Source organism: Streptomyces sp. S186, from assembly GCF_051603415.1.
Classification (GTDB): Bacteria; Actinomycetota; Actinomycetes; order Streptomycetales; family Streptomycetaceae; genus Streptomyces.
In genome coordinates, this window is the sequence record NZ_CP193932.1 from 6730981 (window position 1) to 6746759 (window position 15779).

Below are 15779 nucleotides of genomic sequence, written 5' to 3' on the forward strand. Positions count from 1 at the left end.
CACCTGCCGGCCCGGCGTGCTCGCAGGTTGGCCCGGAACGCGCGGCGCGGCGTGGAGTCCCAGCGTACCGCCGCCGCCCCGGCCCAAGTGGGCTGTCCGGGACGGCGGCTGACCTCCCGTTAACTAGGCGACGACCGCCTCCTGTTGGCGCACCTTGGCGGCGAGCTGGGCGGGCATCGGCTCGTGCCGCAGATAGCCGCGCCCGAAGCGGCCGGTGCCGTGGGAGAGCGAGCGCAGATCGACGGCGTAGCGGTCGATCTCGATCTCCGGCACCTCGGCGCGGACCAGGGTGCGGCCGGCGCCGGACTGCTCGGTGCCCACGACCCGGCCGCGGCGGCCGGAGAGGTCGCTGAGCACCGGGCCGACGTACTCGTCCGGCACCAGCACCTGCACGTCGGCGACCGGCTCCAGCAGCTCGATGGTGGTCTGCGCGGCGGCCTCCCGCAGGGCCAGCGCGCCCGCCGTCTGGAACGCGGCGTCCGAGGAGTCGACCGAGTGGGACTTGCCGTCGAGCAGGGTGACGCGGATGTCGACGAGCGGATACCCGGCGGCGATCCCGCGGGCGGCCTGGGCGCGGACGCCCTTCTCCACCGACGGGATGAACTGCCGGGGGACCGCGCCGCCGACGACCTTGTCGACGAACTCGATGCCGGAGCCGCCCGGCAGCGGCTCGACCTGGATCTCGCAGATCGCGAACTGGCCGTGGCCGCCGGACTGTTTGACGTGCCGGCCACGGCCCGCGGCGGACCCGCCGAAGGTCTCCCGCAGCGCCACCTTGTGGTCGACGGTGTCGACCTGGACGCCGTAGCGGGAGCGCAGCCGCTCCAGCGCCACGTCGGCGTGTGCCTCGCCCATGCACCACAGGACGACCTGGCGGGTGTCCTGGTTGTGCTCCAGGCGCATCGTGGGGTCCTCGGCGACCAGACGGGCCAGGCCCTGGGAGAGCTTGTCCTCGTCGGCCTTGCTGTGGGCCCGGATGGCGACCGGCAGCAGCGGGTCGGGCATCGCCCACGGCTCCATCAGCAGCGGGTCGTCCTTGCCGGAGAGGGTGTCGCCGGTCTCGGCGCGGGTGAGCTTGGCCACGCAGGCCAGGTCGCCGGCGACGGCCCGGGGGAGTGGCCGCTGCTGCTTGCCGAAGGGCGCGGACAGCGCGCCGACCCGCTCGTCGACGTCGTGGTCCTCGTGGCCGCGGTCCTCCAGGCCGTGGCCGGAGACGTGCACCGTCTCGTCGGGGCGCAGGGTGCCGGAGAAGACCCGGACCAGGGAGATCCGGCCGACGTACGGGTCGGAGGAGGTCTTGACGACCTCGGCGGCCAGCGGGCCGTCCGGGTCGCAGCTCAGGCTCTGCCGCGGCGAGCCGTCCGGGCCGGTCACGGGGGGTGCCTCGCGCTCCGCCGGCGTCGGGAAGCCGCCGGTGATCAGCTCCAGCAGCTCGACGGTGCCCAGACCCTGTCTGGCGCCCTCGGCGGCGGGTGCGGCGGCCAGGACGGGGTGGAAGGAGCCCCGGGCGACCGCGGTCTCCAGGTCGCCGATGAGCGTCTTGACGTCGATCTCCTCGCCCGCGAGATAGCGGTTCATGAGGGTCTCGTCCTCGCTCTCGGCGATGATCCCCTCGATGAGGCGGTTGCGGGCCGCCTCGATCAGCGGCAGCTCCTCGTCGGTGGGCGCGCGCTCGGTGCGCTCCCCGGAGGAGTAGTCGAAGACCCGCTGGGTGAGCAGGCCGATCAGGCCCTCGACGGGGGCGTGGCCGTCGGCGCCGGGGGTGCCGTACAGGGGGAGGTAGAGGGGCAGGACGGCATCCACGTCGTCGCCCCCGAAGGTCACCGCGCAGCGCCGGGTCATCTCGTCGAAGTCGGCGCGGGCGGCCTCCAGGTGCGTGACGACCAGGGCGCGCGGCATGCCGACGGCTGCGCACTCGTCCCAGACCATGCGGGTCGCGCCGGCCACCCCGTCGGCCGCCGAGACGACGAAAAGGGCCGCGTCCGCCGCGCGCAGACCGGCCCTGAGTTCCCCGACGAAATCCGCGTATCCGGGGGTGTCCAGCAGATTGATCTTGATTCCGCCCCAGTCCACCGGGACGAGGGAGAGCTGTACGGAGCGTTGCTGCCGGTGCTCGATCTCGTCGTGGTCGGACAGGCTGCCGCCGTCCTCCACCCGGCCGGCCCGGTTGATCGCGCCGGATGCCAGCGCGAGGGCCTCGACCAGGGTGGTCTTTCCCGCTCCGCTGTGGCCGACCAGCACCACATTGCGCAGATCCGCGGGCCGGTCGGCCGCCGGTGCCCTGCCGGCGGCTCCTGGGTTCGTACTCGACTTCTCGCTCATGTGTCTCGCCTCCAGGTCGACACTTTGCGGTGTTTCGAGCTTTCCACCGGGTTCAGGATGCGTCCATACGTGGCGCACCCGCCCGCTGCCGCCGACGCGTCCCCCGGCGCCCGGGGAACGGCCCGGGCCCGCGGGGATGCACCCCGTGCCGCGATGCGTTCGCGGTGCCCCGTGGCCGCCTGGCTACGATTGGGCCAGCCGGTGGCCCCTTGACCGCGCGGCCCGTATCGACCAACCGGGAAGGTCATGCTGAACAAGTACGCGCGTGCGTTCTTCACGCGTGTTCTCACACCGTTCGCCGCCCTGCTCATCCGTCTCGGGGTCAGCCCGGACGCGGTCACCCTCGTAGGGACCGGCGGTGTCGTGGCCGGCGCCCTGGTCTTCTATCCCCAGGGCGAGTTCTTCTGGGGCACGGTCGTCATCACGCTGTTCGTCTTCTCCGACCTGGTCGACGGCAACATGGCGCGGCAGCTGGGGCGCTCCAGCCGGTGGGGCGCGTTCCTGGACTCCACCCTCGACCGGGTCGCGGACTCGGCGATCTTCGGCGGGCTGGCCCTGTGGTACGCCGGGCGCGGCGACAGCACGGCGCTCTGCGCGGTTGCGATCTTCTGCCTCGCCAGCGGCCAGGTCGTCTCGTACACCAAGGCGCGCGGTGAGGCCATCGGGCTGCCGGTGGCCGTCAACGGTCTGGTGGAGCGGGCCGAACGGCTGGTCGTCTCACTGGTCGCCTGCGGGCTCTCCGGGCTGCACGCGTTCGGCGTGCCGGGCGTCCAGGTCCTGCTGCCGATCGCCCTGTGGGTGGTCGCCGTCGGCAGCGCCGTCACCCTCGGCCAGCGCGTGGTGACGGTACGCCGGGAGTCGGCCGAGGCCGACGCCCTCGCACAAGGGGGGAACGGCTGATGGGCAGCCGCACACCGATCGACACCGAAAAGCTCACCGACGGCCTCTACGGCCTGGGCTGGAGCACCGTCAAGCGACTGCCTGAAGGCGTCGCGGTACAGCTCGGCCGCCGGCTCGCCGACCTCGCCTGGCGCCGCCGCGGCAAGGGCGTCCGGCGCCTGGAGGCCAACCTCGCCCGGGTCGTCCCGGACGCCTCCCCGCAGCGGCTGGCCGCGCTCTCCCGGGCCGGGATGCGCTCGTACATGCGGTACTGGATGGAGTCCTTCCGGCTGCCGGTGTGGAGCCCGGAGCGGATAAAGGCCGGTTTCACGCCCCAGGACGTGCACTACCTGGAGGACGGTCTCAAGAGCGACCGCGGGGTGATCCTGGCCCTGCCCCACATGGGCAACTACGACCTCGCCGGCGTCTGGGTCACCACCAAGCTCGGCGTCCCGTTCACCACCGTCGCCGAGCGCCTCAAGCCGGAGTCCCTCTACGACCGGTTCGTCGCCTACCGCGAGGGCCTGGGCATGGAGGTGCTGCCGCACACCGGTGCCGCCGCGTTCGGCACGCTGGCCCGGCGGCTGCGGGCCGGCGGCCTCGTCTGCCTGGTCGCCGACCGCGACCTCTCCAGCTCCGGCATCCCCGTGAAGTTCTTCGGCGAGGCCGCGAAGATGCCGGCCGGACCCGCGATGCTCGCCCTCCAGACCGGAGCGATGCTGCTGCCGGTCACCCTCTGGTACGACGACACCCCCATCCTGCGCGGCCGGGTCCACCCGGAGATCGAGGTACCGGAGAACGGCACCCGTACCGAGAAGGCCGCCCACATGACCCAGGCGCTCGCCGACGCCTTCGCCTCCGGCATCGCCGACCACCCCGCGGACTGGCACATGCTCCAGCGGCTGTGGCTCGCCGACCTGGAGCCGCGCGGCGACACCCCCGGAACGGAGCCCGCGTGAAGATCGGCATCGTCTGCCCGTACTCCTGGGACGTCCCCGGCGGCGTGCAGTTCCACATCCGCGACTTGGCCGAGCACCTGATCCGGACCGGCCACGACGTCTCCGTACTGGCCCCCGCCGACGACGAGACCCCGCTGCCGCCCTACGTCGTCCCCGCCGGCCGCGCCGTCCCCGTGCCCTACAACGGCTCGGTCGCCCGCCTGAACTTCGGCTTCCTCTCCGCCGCGCGGGTCCGCCGCTGGCTGCAGAACGGGGCCTTCGACGTCATCCACATCCACGAACCCGCCTCGCCCTCCCTGGGCCTGCTCGCCTGCTGGGCGGCGCAGGGCCCGATCGTGGCCACCTTCCACACCTCCAACCCGCGCTCCCGCGCCATGATCGCCGCGTACCCGATCCTCCAGCCCGCCCTGGAGAAGATCAGCGCCCGGATCGCGGTCAGCGAGTACGCCCGCCGCACCCTCGTCGAGCACCTGGGCGGCGACGCCGTCGTCATCCCCAACGGCGTCGACGTCGACTTCTTCGCCCGCGCCGAACCGCGGCCGGAGTGGCAATCAGAAGGGGCGCGAAGCTCCGGCAAGGGTGGTGGCGGGCGACGGGCGGGCACCATCGGCTTCATCGGCCGTATCGACGAGCCGCGCAAGGGGCTGCCGGTCCTGATGAAGGCGCTGCCCGCGATCCTCGCCGCGGTCCCCGACGCCCGGCTGCTGGTCGCCGGCCGCGGCGACCAGGACGAGGCGGTCGCCGGCCTGCCCGCCGAGCTGCGCTCCCGGGTCGAGTTCCTCGGCATGGTCTCCGACGAGGACAAGGCGCGGCTGCTGCGCAGTGTGGACGTCTACGTCGCGCCCAACACCGGTGGCGAGTCCTTCGGCATCATCCTCGTGGAGGCGATGTCCGCCGGCGCGCCCGTACTGGCCAGCGACCTCGACGCGTTCGCCCAGGTCCTGGACCAGGGCGAGGCCGGCGAACTCTTCACCAACGAGGACGCCGAGGCGCTCGCCGCTGCGGCCATCCGACTCCTGAACGCCCCCGACCGGCTGGCCGAACTCGGCGAACGCGGCGCCAAGCATGTCCGTCGCTTCGACTGGACGACGGTCGGTGCGGACATTCTCGCCGTCTACGAGACGGTGGCGGCTGGCGCCTCGGCCGTGGCGACGGACGAGCGGGTGGGGATCCGGGCCCGGCGGCGCTGAACGCTTGCGCTTGGCCTTGCTTCCCACGTAGCCGGCGTTCCGCCGGGGTTTGCCGCTTGCCTGTTGCGCCTGCGGCGCATTGCGGGTCCGCTGCGCGGGGCTGTTCGGCCGCGGTGACGGGCCTCCGGGGCAGGGGGTGTGTCCGGACTGCTGCGCTTTACGTCCGGACACACCCCCTGCCCCTCCGACCCGTCCCCTCCCGTGGGTGGTCATGGAGACGGTGGGTGGGGGCCGACCTCACTGGTCCCCTGACGGCTACTCATCAAAGGGGCGCCCCCATCGGCAACGGTCACCCATCAGTCCGGGGCCTGCACGGGCCCACCGGGCATAAGCCCCAACTCACCTGAAATCCGACCCTCAACGGGAGGGGACGGGTCGGAGGGGGTGGTGTGCCGGACGTAAAGCGAAGCAGTCCGGCACACCCCCCCCGGAGGCCCGTCACCGCACCCGACAGCCCCGCGCAGCGGACAACAAGCCCGCGAAGCGGGCCGGAAGCGCGCCGTCAGGCGCAAGCGCGGCGAACCCCTACGGCGGGAACGCCGGCTACGTGGGAAGCCCCACGCGATAGCGTGCTGCGTCGTGACCACGTTTATCTGGATCGCCGCCGCGATCATCCTCATCGGCGTCTACCTGAGCTGGACGGCCGGCCGGCTCGACCGTCTGCACGCGCGGATCGACGCCGCGCGGGCCGCGCTGGACGCGCAGTTGTTGCGGCGGGCCTCGGTGGCGCAGGAGGTGGGGACCTCCGGGGTGCTCGATCCGGCGGCGTCGATCGTGCTCTACCAGGCCGCGCACGACGCCCGGCAGGCGGAGGAGGAGCACCGCGAGGTCGCGGAGAGCGAGCTGAGCCAGGCGCTGCGGGCCGTCTTCGAGGACGAGGGGCAGCTGGACGCGGTGCGGGAGGCGCCGGGCGGGGAGCGTACGGTCGTGGAGCTGACGGCGGCGGTGCGGCGGGTGCCGATGGCGCGCCGGTTCCACAACGACGCGGTACGGGCCGCGCGGGCGGTGCGCCGCCATCGGCTGGTGCGCTATCTGCGGCTGGCCGGGCACGCGCCGTTCCCGATGGCCTTCGAGATGGACGACGAGCCGCCGGCCGTCCTGGACGACCGCTCGGCGGGACACTGAGCGACCACGGATCGGAACCGGAGCGTCCGGATCCCGAGACGGCAGACGTCGCAAGCCACTGGCCTCTAATTGGCCCTTTTCGCGGGGCACCTGCCAACGGTTGTGTGGGCGCCGAAGCGCAACCACCCGCACTGAGTGAGGTCAACGTGTCCAGCACGCCCACCACGCCCCAGACCCCCGAGACCGGAACCGCGCGCGTCAAGCGCGGCATGGCCGAGCAGCTCAAGGGCGGCGTGATCATGGACGTCGTCACGCCGGAAGAGGCGAAGATCGCCGAGGACGCCGGTGCCGTCGCCGTCATGGCCCTGGAGCGGGTCCCGGCCGACATCCGCAAGGACGGCGGCGTGGCCCGGATGTCCGACCCGGACATGATCGACGGCATCATCAACGCCGTCTCCATCCCCGTCATGGCGAAGTCGCGGATCGGCCACTTCGTCGAGGCGCAGGTGCTCCAGTCGCTCGGCGTGGACTACATCGACGAGTCCGAGGTCCTCACCCCGGCCGACGAGGTCAACCACTCCGACAAGTGGGCCTTCACCACCCCGTTCGTCTGCGGTGCCACCAACCTGGGCGAGGCCCTGCGCCGGATCGCCGAGGGCGCCGCGATGATCCGCTCCAAGGGCGAGGCCGGCACCGGCAACGTCGTCGAGGCGGTCCGCCACCTGCGACAGATCAAGGGCGAGATCGCAAAGCTGCGCGGCTGCGACCACAACGAGCTGTTCGCCGCCGCCAAGGAGCTGCGTGCCCCGTACGAGCTGGTCAAGGAGGTCGCCGAGCTGGGCAAGCTGCCCGTCGTGCTGTTCTCCGCCGGCGGTGTGGCCACCCCGGCCGACGCCGCGCTGATGCGCCAGCTCGGCGCCGAGGGCGTCTTCGTCGGCTCCGGCATCTTCAAGTCCGGCGACCCGGCCAAGCGCGCCGCCGCGATCGTGAAGGCCACCACCTTCTACGACGACCCGAAGGTCATCGCGGACGTCTCCCGCAACCTGGGCGAGGCCATGGTCGGCATCAACTGCGACACCCTCCCCGAAGCCGAGCGCTACGCCAACCGCGGCTGGTAAGGACGCAGGAACTGATGAGCACCACTCCCACCATCGGTGTGCTGGCGCTCCAGGGCGACGTCCGCGAGCACCTCAAGGCGCTCGCGGACGCCGGCGCCCGGGCGCTCCCGGTGCGCCGTCCCGAGGAGCTCGCCGAGGTCGACGGCCTGGTGATACCCGGCGGCGAGTCCACCACCATGTCCAAACTGGCGGTCGTGTTCGGCATGTTGGAGCCGCTGCGCGCGTTCGTCCGGGCGGGCCGGCCGGTCTACGGCACCTGCGCCGGCATGATCATGGTCGCGGACAAGCTGCTCGACGCCCGGGAGGACCAGGAGACGCTCGGCGGCATCGACATGATCGTGCGCCGCAACGCCTTCGGGCGGCAGAACGAGTCCTTCGAGGCGGCAGTCGAGGTCGCCGGGATCGACGGCGGCCCGGTGGAGGGCGTCTTCATCCGCGCCCCCTGGGTCGAGTCGGTCGGCGCCTCCGTCGATGTCCTCGCGACGTACGGTGGACATACGGTCGCCGTGCGGCAGGGCAACGTCCTGGCCACCTCGTTCCACCCGGAGCTGACCGGTGACCACCGTATCCACGCGTTCTTCGTGGACATGGTGCGTGCGGGGGCCTGACGAGATCCCGGTAGGATTTGGGGCGATCGTTTTCTGAATGGGTTACGCGAAGGAGACAGGCGGATGTCCGGCCACTCTAAATGGGCTACGACGAAGCACAAGAAGGCCGTGATCGATGCCAAGCGCGGCAAGCTCTTCGCGAAGCTGATCAAGAACATCGAGGTCGCGGCTCGGATGGGCGGCGTCGATCTCGACGGCAACCCGACGCTCTACGACGCCGTCCAGAAGGCCAAGAAGCAGTCGGTCCCCAACAAGAACATCGACTCCGCGATCAAGCGCGGTGGCGGTCTCGAAGCCGGCGGCGCCGACTACGAGACGATCATGTACGAGGGCTACGGCCCCAACGGCGTCGCCGTCCTGATCGAGTGCCTCACCGACAACCGCAACCGCGCGGCCTCCGACGTCCGCGTCGCGATGACCCGCAACGGCGGTTCGATGGCCGACCCGGGCTCGGTGTCGTACCTCTTCAACCGCAAGGGCGTGGTGATCGTCCCCAAGGGCGAGCTGACCGAGGACGACGTCCTGGGCGCGGTCCTGGACGCCGGTGCCGAGGAGGTCAACGACCTCGGTGAGTCCTTCGAGGTGCTGAGCGAGGCCACCGACCTGGTCGCGGTGCGCACCGCGCTCCAGGAGGCCGGCATCGACTACGACTCGGCCGAGGCCAACTTCGTCCCGACCATGCAGGTCGAGCTGGAGGAAGAGGGCGCGCGCAAGATCTTCAAGCTGATCGACGCGCTGGAGGACAGCGACGACGTCCAGAACGTCTTCGCCAACTTCGATGTGTCGGACGACGTCATGGCCAAGGTCGACGCCTGACGGCCACGGGCTTACCGGTCGTACGACGGGCCGGCGGGGACACACCCCGCCGGCCCGTCGGTTTGTCAGTGGCAGCCACTAACCTGCAGGAACGTAAGGAACAGACGACCGAACGACGGCGAGGGGCGGGGCCCGATGAAGGTGCTGGGGGTGGACCCGGGGCTGACGCGGTGCGGGGTCGGCGTGGTGGACGGGGTCGCGGGACGGCCGCTGACCATGGTCGGCGTCGGCGTCGTGCGCACGCCGGCGGACGCGGACATCGCGCACCGCCTGGTGCTGATCGAGCGCGGCATAGAGGAGTGGCTCGACACCCACAGCCCCGAGTACGTCGCCGTGGAGCGGGTCTTCAGCCAGCACAACGTCCGTACGGTCATGGGCACCGCCCAGGCCAGCGCGGTCGCCATGCTGTGCGCCGCCCGCCGCGGGCTGCCGGTCGCGCTGCACACCCCCAGCGAGGTCAAGGCCGCGGTCACCGGCTCAGGCCGGGCCGAGAAGGCGCAGGTCGGCGCCATGGTCACCCGCCTGCTGCGGCTCGCCGCGCCGCCCAGGCCGGCCGACGCCGCGGACGCCCTCGCCCTCGCCATCTGCCACATCTGGCGCGCCCCCGCGGTCAACCGCCTCCAGCAGGCCCAGGCCGCGGCCCGCCGCACCCCCGTCCCCGCTCGCACGCTGAAGGGCACCCGATGATCGCCTTTGTCTCCGGCCCGGTCGCGGCCCTCGCACCGGACGCCGCCGTCGTCGAGGTCGGCGGTGTCGGCATGGCCGTCCAGTGCACGCCGAACACCCTCTCCGGCCTCCGCCTCGGCGAGCGCACCAAGCTCGCCACCTCCCTCGTCGTGCGCGAGGACTCCCTCACCCTCTACGGCTTCGCCGACGACGACGAGCGGCAGACCTTCGAGCTGCTGCAGACCGCCAGCGGCGTCGGCCCCCGGCTCGCCCAGGCGATGCTCGCCGTGCACTCGCCGGACGCGCTGCGGCTCGCGGTGTCCACGGGGGACGAGAAGGCGCTGACGGCCGTGCCGGGCATCGGCAAGAAGGGCGCGCAGAAGCTGCTGCTGGAGCTCAAGGACCGGCTCGGCGCGCCGGTCGGCGGCGCCCGTCCGGCCGCCGGGGCCGCGGCGCCGGCGGCCGGCTGGCGCGATCAGCTGCAGGCCGCGCTGGTCGGCCTGGGCTATGCCGCGCGGGAGGCCGACGAGGCGGTCGCCGCGGTGGCGCCGCAGGCCGAGGCGGCCGCGGCCGAGGGCGGCACGCCGCAGGTGCCGCAGCTGCTCAAGGCGGCCCTCCGGACCCTCAACCGGGCCCGCTGACCGACGCGCCCCGGCGCCCTCGACCGTACGACCACGCAGGCGGCCCGGCCGCCCCGACCCCGCGAGGCAATCCGCAGTGAACTGGGACGACACCGCACCGTCCGCCGCCGAGGAGACCGCCGGCGCCCCGGCCGACCGGCTGGTGGCGGCCGACGCCGATGGCGAGGAGAACGCCGTCGAGGCCGCGCTGCGGCCCAAGGACCTGGACGAGTTCGTCGGCCAGGAGCGGGTCCGCGAGCAGCTCGACCTGGTGCTGAAGGCCGCCCGGGCCCGCGGCGCCACCGCCGACCACGTCCTGCTGTCCGGGGCGCCCGGGCTCGGCAAGACCACCCTCTCCATGATCATCGCGGCGGAGATGGGCGCCCCGATCCGGATCACCTCCGGCCCCGCCATCCAGCACGCCGGCGATCTGGCGGCGATCCTCTCCTCCCTCCAGGAGGGCGAGGTCCTCTTCCTCGACGAGATCCACCGGATGTCCCGGCCGGCCGAGGAGATGCTCTACATGGCGATGGAGGACTTCCGCGTCGACGTGATCGTCGGCAAGGGGCCGGGCGCCACCGCGATCCCGCTGGAGCTTCCGCCGTTCACGCTGGTCGGGGCCACGACCAGGGCGGGCCTGCTGCCGCCGCCGCTGCGCGACCGGTTCGGCTTCACCGGCCACATGGAGTTCTACGCCCCCGCCGAGCTGCAGCGCGTCATCCACCGCTCCGCCGGCCTGCTCGACGTGGCGATAGAGCCCGACGGAGCCGCCGAGATCGCCGGCCGCTCCCGTGGCACGCCCCGGATCGCCAACCGCCTGCTGCGCCGGGTCCGCGACTACGCCCAGGTCAAGGCAGACGGCGTGATCACCCGCGAGGTCGCCGCGCAGGCCCTGGGGGTCTACGAGGTCGACGCCCGCGGCCTGGACCGGCTCGACCGCGCGGTGCTCACCGCCCTGCTCAAGCTGTTCGGCGGCGGCCCGGTGGGACTGTCCACCCTCGCGGTCGCGGTGGGGGAGGAGCGCGAGACGGTCGAGGAGGTCGCCGAGCCGTTCCTGGTGCGGGAGGGCCTGCTGGCCCGCACGCCGCGGGGCCGGATCGCGACGCCGGCGGCCTGGGCGCACATGGGGATGGTGCCGCCGCAGGCGGCGGGCGGCGGCGGCCGGCAGGGCCTGTTCGAGGCATGACGGCGCGGGGACTCGCCCGGTCAGGAACTGCGGTGCGATGCTGGGCGTTGTTCCTGTGGTGCGGACTCGCTTAGACTCCGCCGATGCCGTCCGTAGGGCCGGCATGCCCACCCCCGCTATATGAGACCGCCGATAGCAGCGGTCGTGCGAAGGATTTCCGTCCCGTGCCCAATATCGTGACTCTCCTCCCCTTCATCGTCCTCATCGGGGCCATGTTCCTGATGACGCGGTCCGCCAAGAAGAAGCAGCAGGCGGCCCAGCAGATGCGCGATGAGATGCAGCCCGGCACCGGCGTCCGGACGATCGGCGGCATGTACGCCACCGTGAAGGAAATCCACGAGGACACCGTCCTCCTGGAGGTCGCTCCCGGTGTGCACGCCATCTACGCCAAGAACGCCATCGGCGCGGTGCTCGCGGACGAGGAGTACAACCGCATTCTGGACGGTGCCGACCCGGTCGTCGCCGAGGACCGCCCGGTCGTTCCGGACGACGTCTCGTCGCTGACCGAGGACGGTGCCGACAAGGCCACCGAAAAGGGTGACAAGGCCGGCAAGATCGACCTGGGCAAGGCCGAGGCCGGCGAGGGCGCCGAGCCCGCCGCCGAGAAGGCCGAGGACGACCAGGCCGGCAAGGCCGGCAAGCCGGCGGCCGGCGAGGCCGAGGCCGCCAAGGACGGCAAGAAGTCCGGCGACGCCGACGCGAAGTAGTCCGTTCCGTAGTAGGGGACCGCGGCACGCCCCCGATCGGGCGCACCGCGGTTCCCGGACGGTCTAGGCTCCGGCGGGGGCACGTCCCCACAAGACTTCGTGGCCGCTCGGCAGACATCCCAGGCCGAGGGGTTGGACAGGGAGAAACGACAAGGTGGCAGCACCGAAGAAGGGCCGCAGGGCGCCCGCGAGCCAGGGGCATCCGGGGCGCACCCTGATCCTGATGCTGATCGCGATGGTGGCGCTGGTCGGAGGCATGTTCTACTCCGGCACACTGACCCCCCGACTGGGCATCGACCTCGCGGGCGGCACCAGCTTCACGCTGGCCGCGCAGAACCAGCCGGGCAAGCCGAACGCGATCAACGAGACCAACATGAACACCGCCGCCGGCATCATGGAGCGGCGGGTCAACGGTCTCGGTGTGACCGAGTCCGAGGTCCAGACGCAGGGCAGCAACCACATCATCGTGAACATCCCCAAGGGGACGGACGCGAAGCAGGCGCGGCAGCAGGTGGGCACCACCGCCCAGCTCGCCTTCCGGCCGGTGCTGACCACCGCCGCGGGCACCAAGGCCCCCGAGCCCGCGCCCAGCCCCTCCAAGGGCGGCAAGGAGGGGGAGAAGGCCACCGGCGGCAAGGGCTCCCAGCAGAGCGCCTCGCCGACCCCGAGCGCCACCGCCAAGGGCCGCGCGGTCACGGACGCGCTGAAGAAGCCGTCCGCCCAGCCCTCCGCCTCGGCCTCGGACAAGCCCTCCGCGCAGCCGACGCCCCCGGCCCCCGGCGGCACGGACGTCCCGCCCGCCCTGCAGAAGCAGTTCGCCGCGCTGAACTGCTCCACCAAGCAGAGCCTGTCCCTGGCCAATGAGCAGGCCGCCGGCGCCAAGCCCTCCGACCCGGTCGTGGCCTGCAAGGACGACGGTTCCCAGAAGTACGTGCTCGGCCCGGTCGGCGTCGAGGGCACGGACGTCAAGAACGCCAAGGCGGTCTTCGACAGCCAGCAGGGCCAGGGCTGGATCGTCGACATGGAGTTCACCTCCGCGGGCGGCAAGAAGTTCGCGGACATCACCGGCAAGCTCGCCGCCAAGGCGCCGCCGCAGAACCAGTTCGCGATCGTGCTGGACGGCGCGGTGGCCTCCGACCCGCGCGTCAACACGCGGCTCAACCAGGGCTCCGCCACCATCTCCGGCGGCTTCACCCAGCAGTCCGCCGAGGATCTGGCCAACATGCTGTCGTACGGCGCCCTGCCGCTCTCGTTCAAGATCGACGACGAGACCACGGTCACCGCGGCGCTCGGCGGCGAGCAGCTGCACGCCGGTCTGATCGCCGGTGCCATCGGCCTCGCGCTGGTCGTCATCTACCTCGTCGCCTACTACCGCGGGCTGGCGCTGGTCGCGCTGGCGAGCCTGGCGGTCTCGGCGGTCCTGACCTACACGATCATGACGCTGCTCGGCCCGGCCATCGGGTTCGCGCTGAACCTCCCAGCGGTCTGCGGCGCCATCGTCGCGATCGGTATCACCGCCGACTCGTTCATCGTCTACTTCGAGCGCATCCGGGACGAGATTCGCGAGGGCCGCACCCTGCGCCCGGCCGTCGAGCGCGGCTGGCCGCGGGCCCGGCGCACCATCCTGGTCTCCGACTTCGTGTCGTTCCTGGCCGCGGCGGTGCTGTTCATCGTCACCGTCGGCAAGGTGCAGGGCTTCGCGTTCACGCTGGGCCTGACCACCCTGCTCGACGTGGTCGTGGTCTTCCTCTTCACCAAGCCGCTGATGACGCTGCTGGCCCGGCGGAAGTTCTTCGCCGACGGACACCCGTGGTCCGGTCTCGATCCCAAGCGCCTGGGCGCCCGGCCGCCGCTGCGGCGCCGTCGTACCGCCCCCACCCAGACGAAGGAGGCGTGAGATGTCCAAGCTCGGCAACCTCGGCGCCCGGCTCTACCGCGGTGAGGTCGGCTACGACTTCATCGGCAAGCGGAAGATCTGGTACGGCATCTCGATCCTGATCACCATCACGGCCATCGTCGGCCTGGCGGTGCGGGGCCTGAACTTCGGCATCGAGTTCTCCGGCGGCGCGGTCTTCACCACCCCGAAGACCTCGGTCTCCACCGCGGAGGCACAGCACCACGCCGAGTCGGCCGCCCCCGGCCACCAGGCCATGGTGCAGAAGCTCGGCAACGGCACGCTGCGCGTCCAGATCAGCGGTCTGGACACCAAGCAGTCGCTGCCCGTCCAGGAGGAGATCGCCAAGGACCTCAAGGTCCCGGTCAAGGACGTCAACACCCAGCTGGTCGGCCCGAGTTGGGGCGAGCAGATCGCCGACAAGGCATGGCTGGGCCTGGGGATCTTCATGGTCCTGGTGGTGCTCTATCTGGCCGTCGCCTTCGAGTGGCGGATGGCGGTCGCCGCACTGGTGGCCCTGATCCACGACCTGACGATCACCGTCGGCGTCTACGCCCTGGTCGGCTTCGAGGTCACCCCGGGCACGGTCATCGGTCTGCTGACGATCCTCGGCTACTCGCTCTACGACACCGTCGTCGTCTTCGACAGCCTCAAGGAAGCCTCCAAGGACATCACCAAGCAGTCCCGCTTCACCTTCAGCGAGATCGCCAACCGCAGCATCAACGGCACCCTGGTGCGCTCGATCAACACCACGGTCGTGGCGCTGCTGCCGGTCGCCGGGCTGCTCTTCGTCGGCGGTGGCGTGCTGGGCGCGGGCATGCTCAACGACATCTCGCTGGCCCTGTTCGTGGGTCTGGCCGCCGGTGCCTACTCCTCGATCTTCATCGCGACGCCGCTGGTCGCCGACCTGAAGAACGGCGAGCCGCAGATGAAGGCGCTGGCCCGGAGGGTCGCCGCCAAGCGGGCCTCGGCCGCCGCCAAGGAGGCGGCCCGCCAGGAGGAGGCCGCCGAGGCGGAGGGCGCGGACGACGAGGCCGAGGGCGCCGCGGTCGTCGGCCCGCGTCCCCAGTCCGAGGCTCGCAACCGTGGTCGCGGACGCACCTCCGGGAAGCGCCGATGAGCGCCCCCGCCGAGCTGCGCGAGCTGCTCCTCAGCCGGATCTCGGACGTCCCGGACTACCCGCAGCCGGGCGTGGTGTTCAAGGACATCACCCCGCTGCTCGCCGACCCGGCCGCGTTCCGTGCGCTGACCGGTGCCTTCGTCGATCTGTGCAAGCGCTTCCGGGCGGACAAGGTGGTGGGCCTGGAGGCCCGCGGCTTCATCCTCGCCGCGCCGGTCGCGGTGGCCGCCGGCATCGGCTTCGTCCCGGTCCGCAAGGCCGGCAAGCTGCCCGGCGCCACGCTCGGCCAGGCATACGAGCTGGAGTACGGCACCGCCGAGATCGAGATGCACGCCGACGCGCTGACGCCCGGCGACCGGGTCCTGGTGATCGACGACGTGCTGGCCACCGGCGGCACCGCGGACGCCTCGCTGCAGCTCATCCGGCGGGCCGGCGCCGAGGTGGCGGGCCTGGCGGTACTGCTGGAGCTGGGCTTCCTCGACGGCCGGCAGCGGCTGGACGCGGGCCTGAAGGGCGCTCCGCTGGAGGCCCTGATCACGGTCTGAGTCCCGCCGCCGGCTTCGTCCGGCACTTCTGGCGACGGCGGGGGCATCCGGAACATTCCGGGTGCCCCCGCCGCTGTGTCATGT

The 15779-nt window shown here is 72.0% G+C and carries 15 protein-coding genes; 14 read left to right on the forward strand and 1 reads right to left on the reverse strand.

Annotated features, from left to right (window positions below):
* Positions 1-123: 123 nt before the first annotated feature.
* A complete protein-coding gene (locus tag ACRAS8_RS29065) occupies positions 124-2322 on the reverse strand; it encodes an elongation factor G-like protein EF-G2 (RefSeq protein WP_438488949.1) in 2199 nt (732 codons plus the stop codon).
* 246 nt (positions 2323-2568) lie between these two features.
* On the opposite strand from ACRAS8_RS29065, the gene pgsA reads away from it, so the two are divergent.
* From pgsA to ACRAS8_RS29135, 14 genes are all read left to right on the forward strand, one after another.
* Entirely contained in the window at positions 2569-3222 is a 654-nt protein-coding gene (gene pgsA, locus ACRAS8_RS29070; RefSeq protein WP_438488950.1) for a phosphatidylinositol phosphate synthase, read from the forward strand.
* Complete coding sequence (locus ACRAS8_RS29075) at positions 3222-4160, forward strand: phosphatidylinositol mannoside acyltransferase (RefSeq protein ID WP_438488951.1); 939 nt, start codon at positions 3222-3224, stop codon at positions 4158-4160. Before pgsA ends, ACRAS8_RS29075 begins: the two co-directional genes overlap by 1 nt.
* Positions 4157-5350, forward strand: a complete 1194-nt coding sequence (locus tag ACRAS8_RS29080; RefSeq protein WP_438488952.1) for a glycosyltransferase family 4 protein — start codon at positions 4157-4159, stop codon at positions 5348-5350. The genes ACRAS8_RS29075 and ACRAS8_RS29080 overlap by 4 nt, the downstream gene beginning before the upstream one ends.
* Positions 5351-5929: 579 nt before the next feature.
* On the forward strand, positions 5930-6475 hold the full coding sequence (locus ACRAS8_RS29085) for a hypothetical protein (RefSeq protein ID WP_438488953.1): 546 nt from the start codon (positions 5930-5932) through the stop codon (positions 6473-6475).
* A 146-nt stretch (positions 6476-6621) separates the two neighbouring features.
* Positions 6622-7533: a pyridoxal 5'-phosphate synthase lyase subunit PdxS gene (gene pdxS, locus ACRAS8_RS29090; protein WP_018539801.1), complete on the forward strand. Its 912-nt coding sequence runs from the start codon at positions 6622-6624 to the stop codon at positions 7531-7533.
* Between the two features lie 14 nt (positions 7534-7547).
* Positions 7548-8141 carry a pyridoxal 5'-phosphate synthase glutaminase subunit PdxT gene (gene pdxT, locus ACRAS8_RS29095; protein ID WP_438488954.1) on the forward strand — a complete coding sequence of 198 codons (594 nt, stop codon included), beginning with the start codon at positions 7548-7550 and terminating at the stop codon, positions 8139-8141.
* 63 nt (positions 8142-8204) lie between these two features.
* Entirely contained in the window at positions 8205-8957 is a 753-nt protein-coding gene (locus ACRAS8_RS29100; protein ID WP_438488955.1) for a YebC/PmpR family DNA-binding transcriptional regulator, read from the forward strand.
* Between the two features lie 135 nt (positions 8958-9092).
* Positions 9093-9644, forward strand: coding sequence for a crossover junction endodeoxyribonuclease RuvC (gene ruvC, locus ACRAS8_RS29105; RefSeq protein ID WP_438488956.1), 552 nt, complete (start codon positions 9093-9095; stop codon positions 9642-9644).
* Entirely contained in the window at positions 9641-10264 is a 624-nt protein-coding gene (gene ruvA / locus ACRAS8_RS29110; protein ID WP_438488957.1) for a Holliday junction branch migration protein RuvA, read from the forward strand. Before ruvC ends, ruvA begins: the two co-directional genes overlap by 4 nt.
* Before the next feature lie 76 nt (positions 10265-10340).
* Positions 10341-11429, forward strand: a complete 1089-nt coding sequence (gene ruvB / locus ACRAS8_RS29115; RefSeq protein ID WP_438488958.1) for a Holliday junction branch migration DNA helicase RuvB — start codon at positions 10341-10343, stop codon at positions 11427-11429.
* A gap of 212 nt (positions 11430-11641) precedes the next feature.
* Positions 11642-12136, forward strand: a complete 495-nt coding sequence (yajC, locus tag ACRAS8_RS29120) for a preprotein translocase subunit YajC (RefSeq protein ID WP_438490627.1) — start codon at positions 11642-11644, stop codon at positions 12134-12136.
* Between the two features lie 154 nt (positions 12137-12290).
* Complete coding sequence (secD, locus tag ACRAS8_RS29125) at positions 12291-14033, forward strand: protein translocase subunit SecD (protein WP_438488959.1); 1743 nt, start codon at positions 12291-12293, stop codon at positions 14031-14033.
* Position 14034: 1 nt separating this feature from the next.
* The gene (gene secF, locus ACRAS8_RS29130) at positions 14035-15150 is read left to right on the forward strand and encodes a protein translocase subunit SecF (protein ID WP_438488960.1); all 1116 of its coding nucleotides are present in this window, start codon (positions 14035-14037) and stop codon (positions 15148-15150) included.
* Positions 15147-15695, forward strand: coding sequence for an adenine phosphoribosyltransferase (locus tag ACRAS8_RS29135; RefSeq protein WP_438488961.1), 549 nt, complete (start codon positions 15147-15149; stop codon positions 15693-15695). Before secF ends, ACRAS8_RS29135 begins: the two co-directional genes overlap by 4 nt.
* Positions 15696-15779 lie beyond the last annotated feature (84 nt).

Excerpts from the sequence above, each read along its gene's own strand:
- pdxT (WP_438488954.1), top strand. The coding sequence starts at position 7,548 with ATGAGCACCACTCCCACCATCGGTGTGCTGGCGCTCCAGGGCGACGTC.
- yajC (WP_438490627.1), top strand. The coding sequence starts at position 11,642 with ATGTTCCTGATGACGCGGTCCGCCAAGAAGAAGCAGCAGGCGGCCCAG.
- ACRAS8_RS29075 (WP_438488951.1), top strand. The coding sequence starts at position 3,222 with ATGGGCAGCCGCACACCGATCGACACCGAAAAGCTCACCGACGGCCTC.
- ACRAS8_RS29135 (WP_438488961.1), top strand. The coding sequence starts at position 15,147 with ATGAGCGCCCCCGCCGAGCTGCGCGAGCTGCTCCTCAGCCGGATCTCG.
- pgsA (WP_438488950.1), top strand. The coding sequence starts at position 2,569 with ATGCTGAACAAGTACGCGCGTGCGTTCTTCACGCGTGTTCTCACACCG.
- ACRAS8_RS29065 (WP_438488949.1), bottom strand. The coding sequence starts at position 2,322 with ATGAGCGAGAAGTCGAGTACGAACCCAGGAGCCGCCGGCAGGGCACCG.
- ruvA (WP_438488957.1), top strand. The coding sequence starts at position 9,641 with ATGATCGCCTTTGTCTCCGGCCCGGTCGCGGCCCTCGCACCGGACGCC.
- ACRAS8_RS29100 (WP_438488955.1), top strand. The coding sequence starts at position 8,205 with ATGTCCGGCCACTCTAAATGGGCTACGACGAAGCACAAGAAGGCCGTG.
- ruvC (WP_438488956.1), top strand. The coding sequence starts at position 9,093 with ATGAAGGTGCTGGGGGTGGACCCGGGGCTGACGCGGTGCGGGGTCGGC.
- secF (WP_438488960.1), top strand. The coding sequence starts at position 14,035 with ATGTCCAAGCTCGGCAACCTCGGCGCCCGGCTCTACCGCGGTGAGGTC.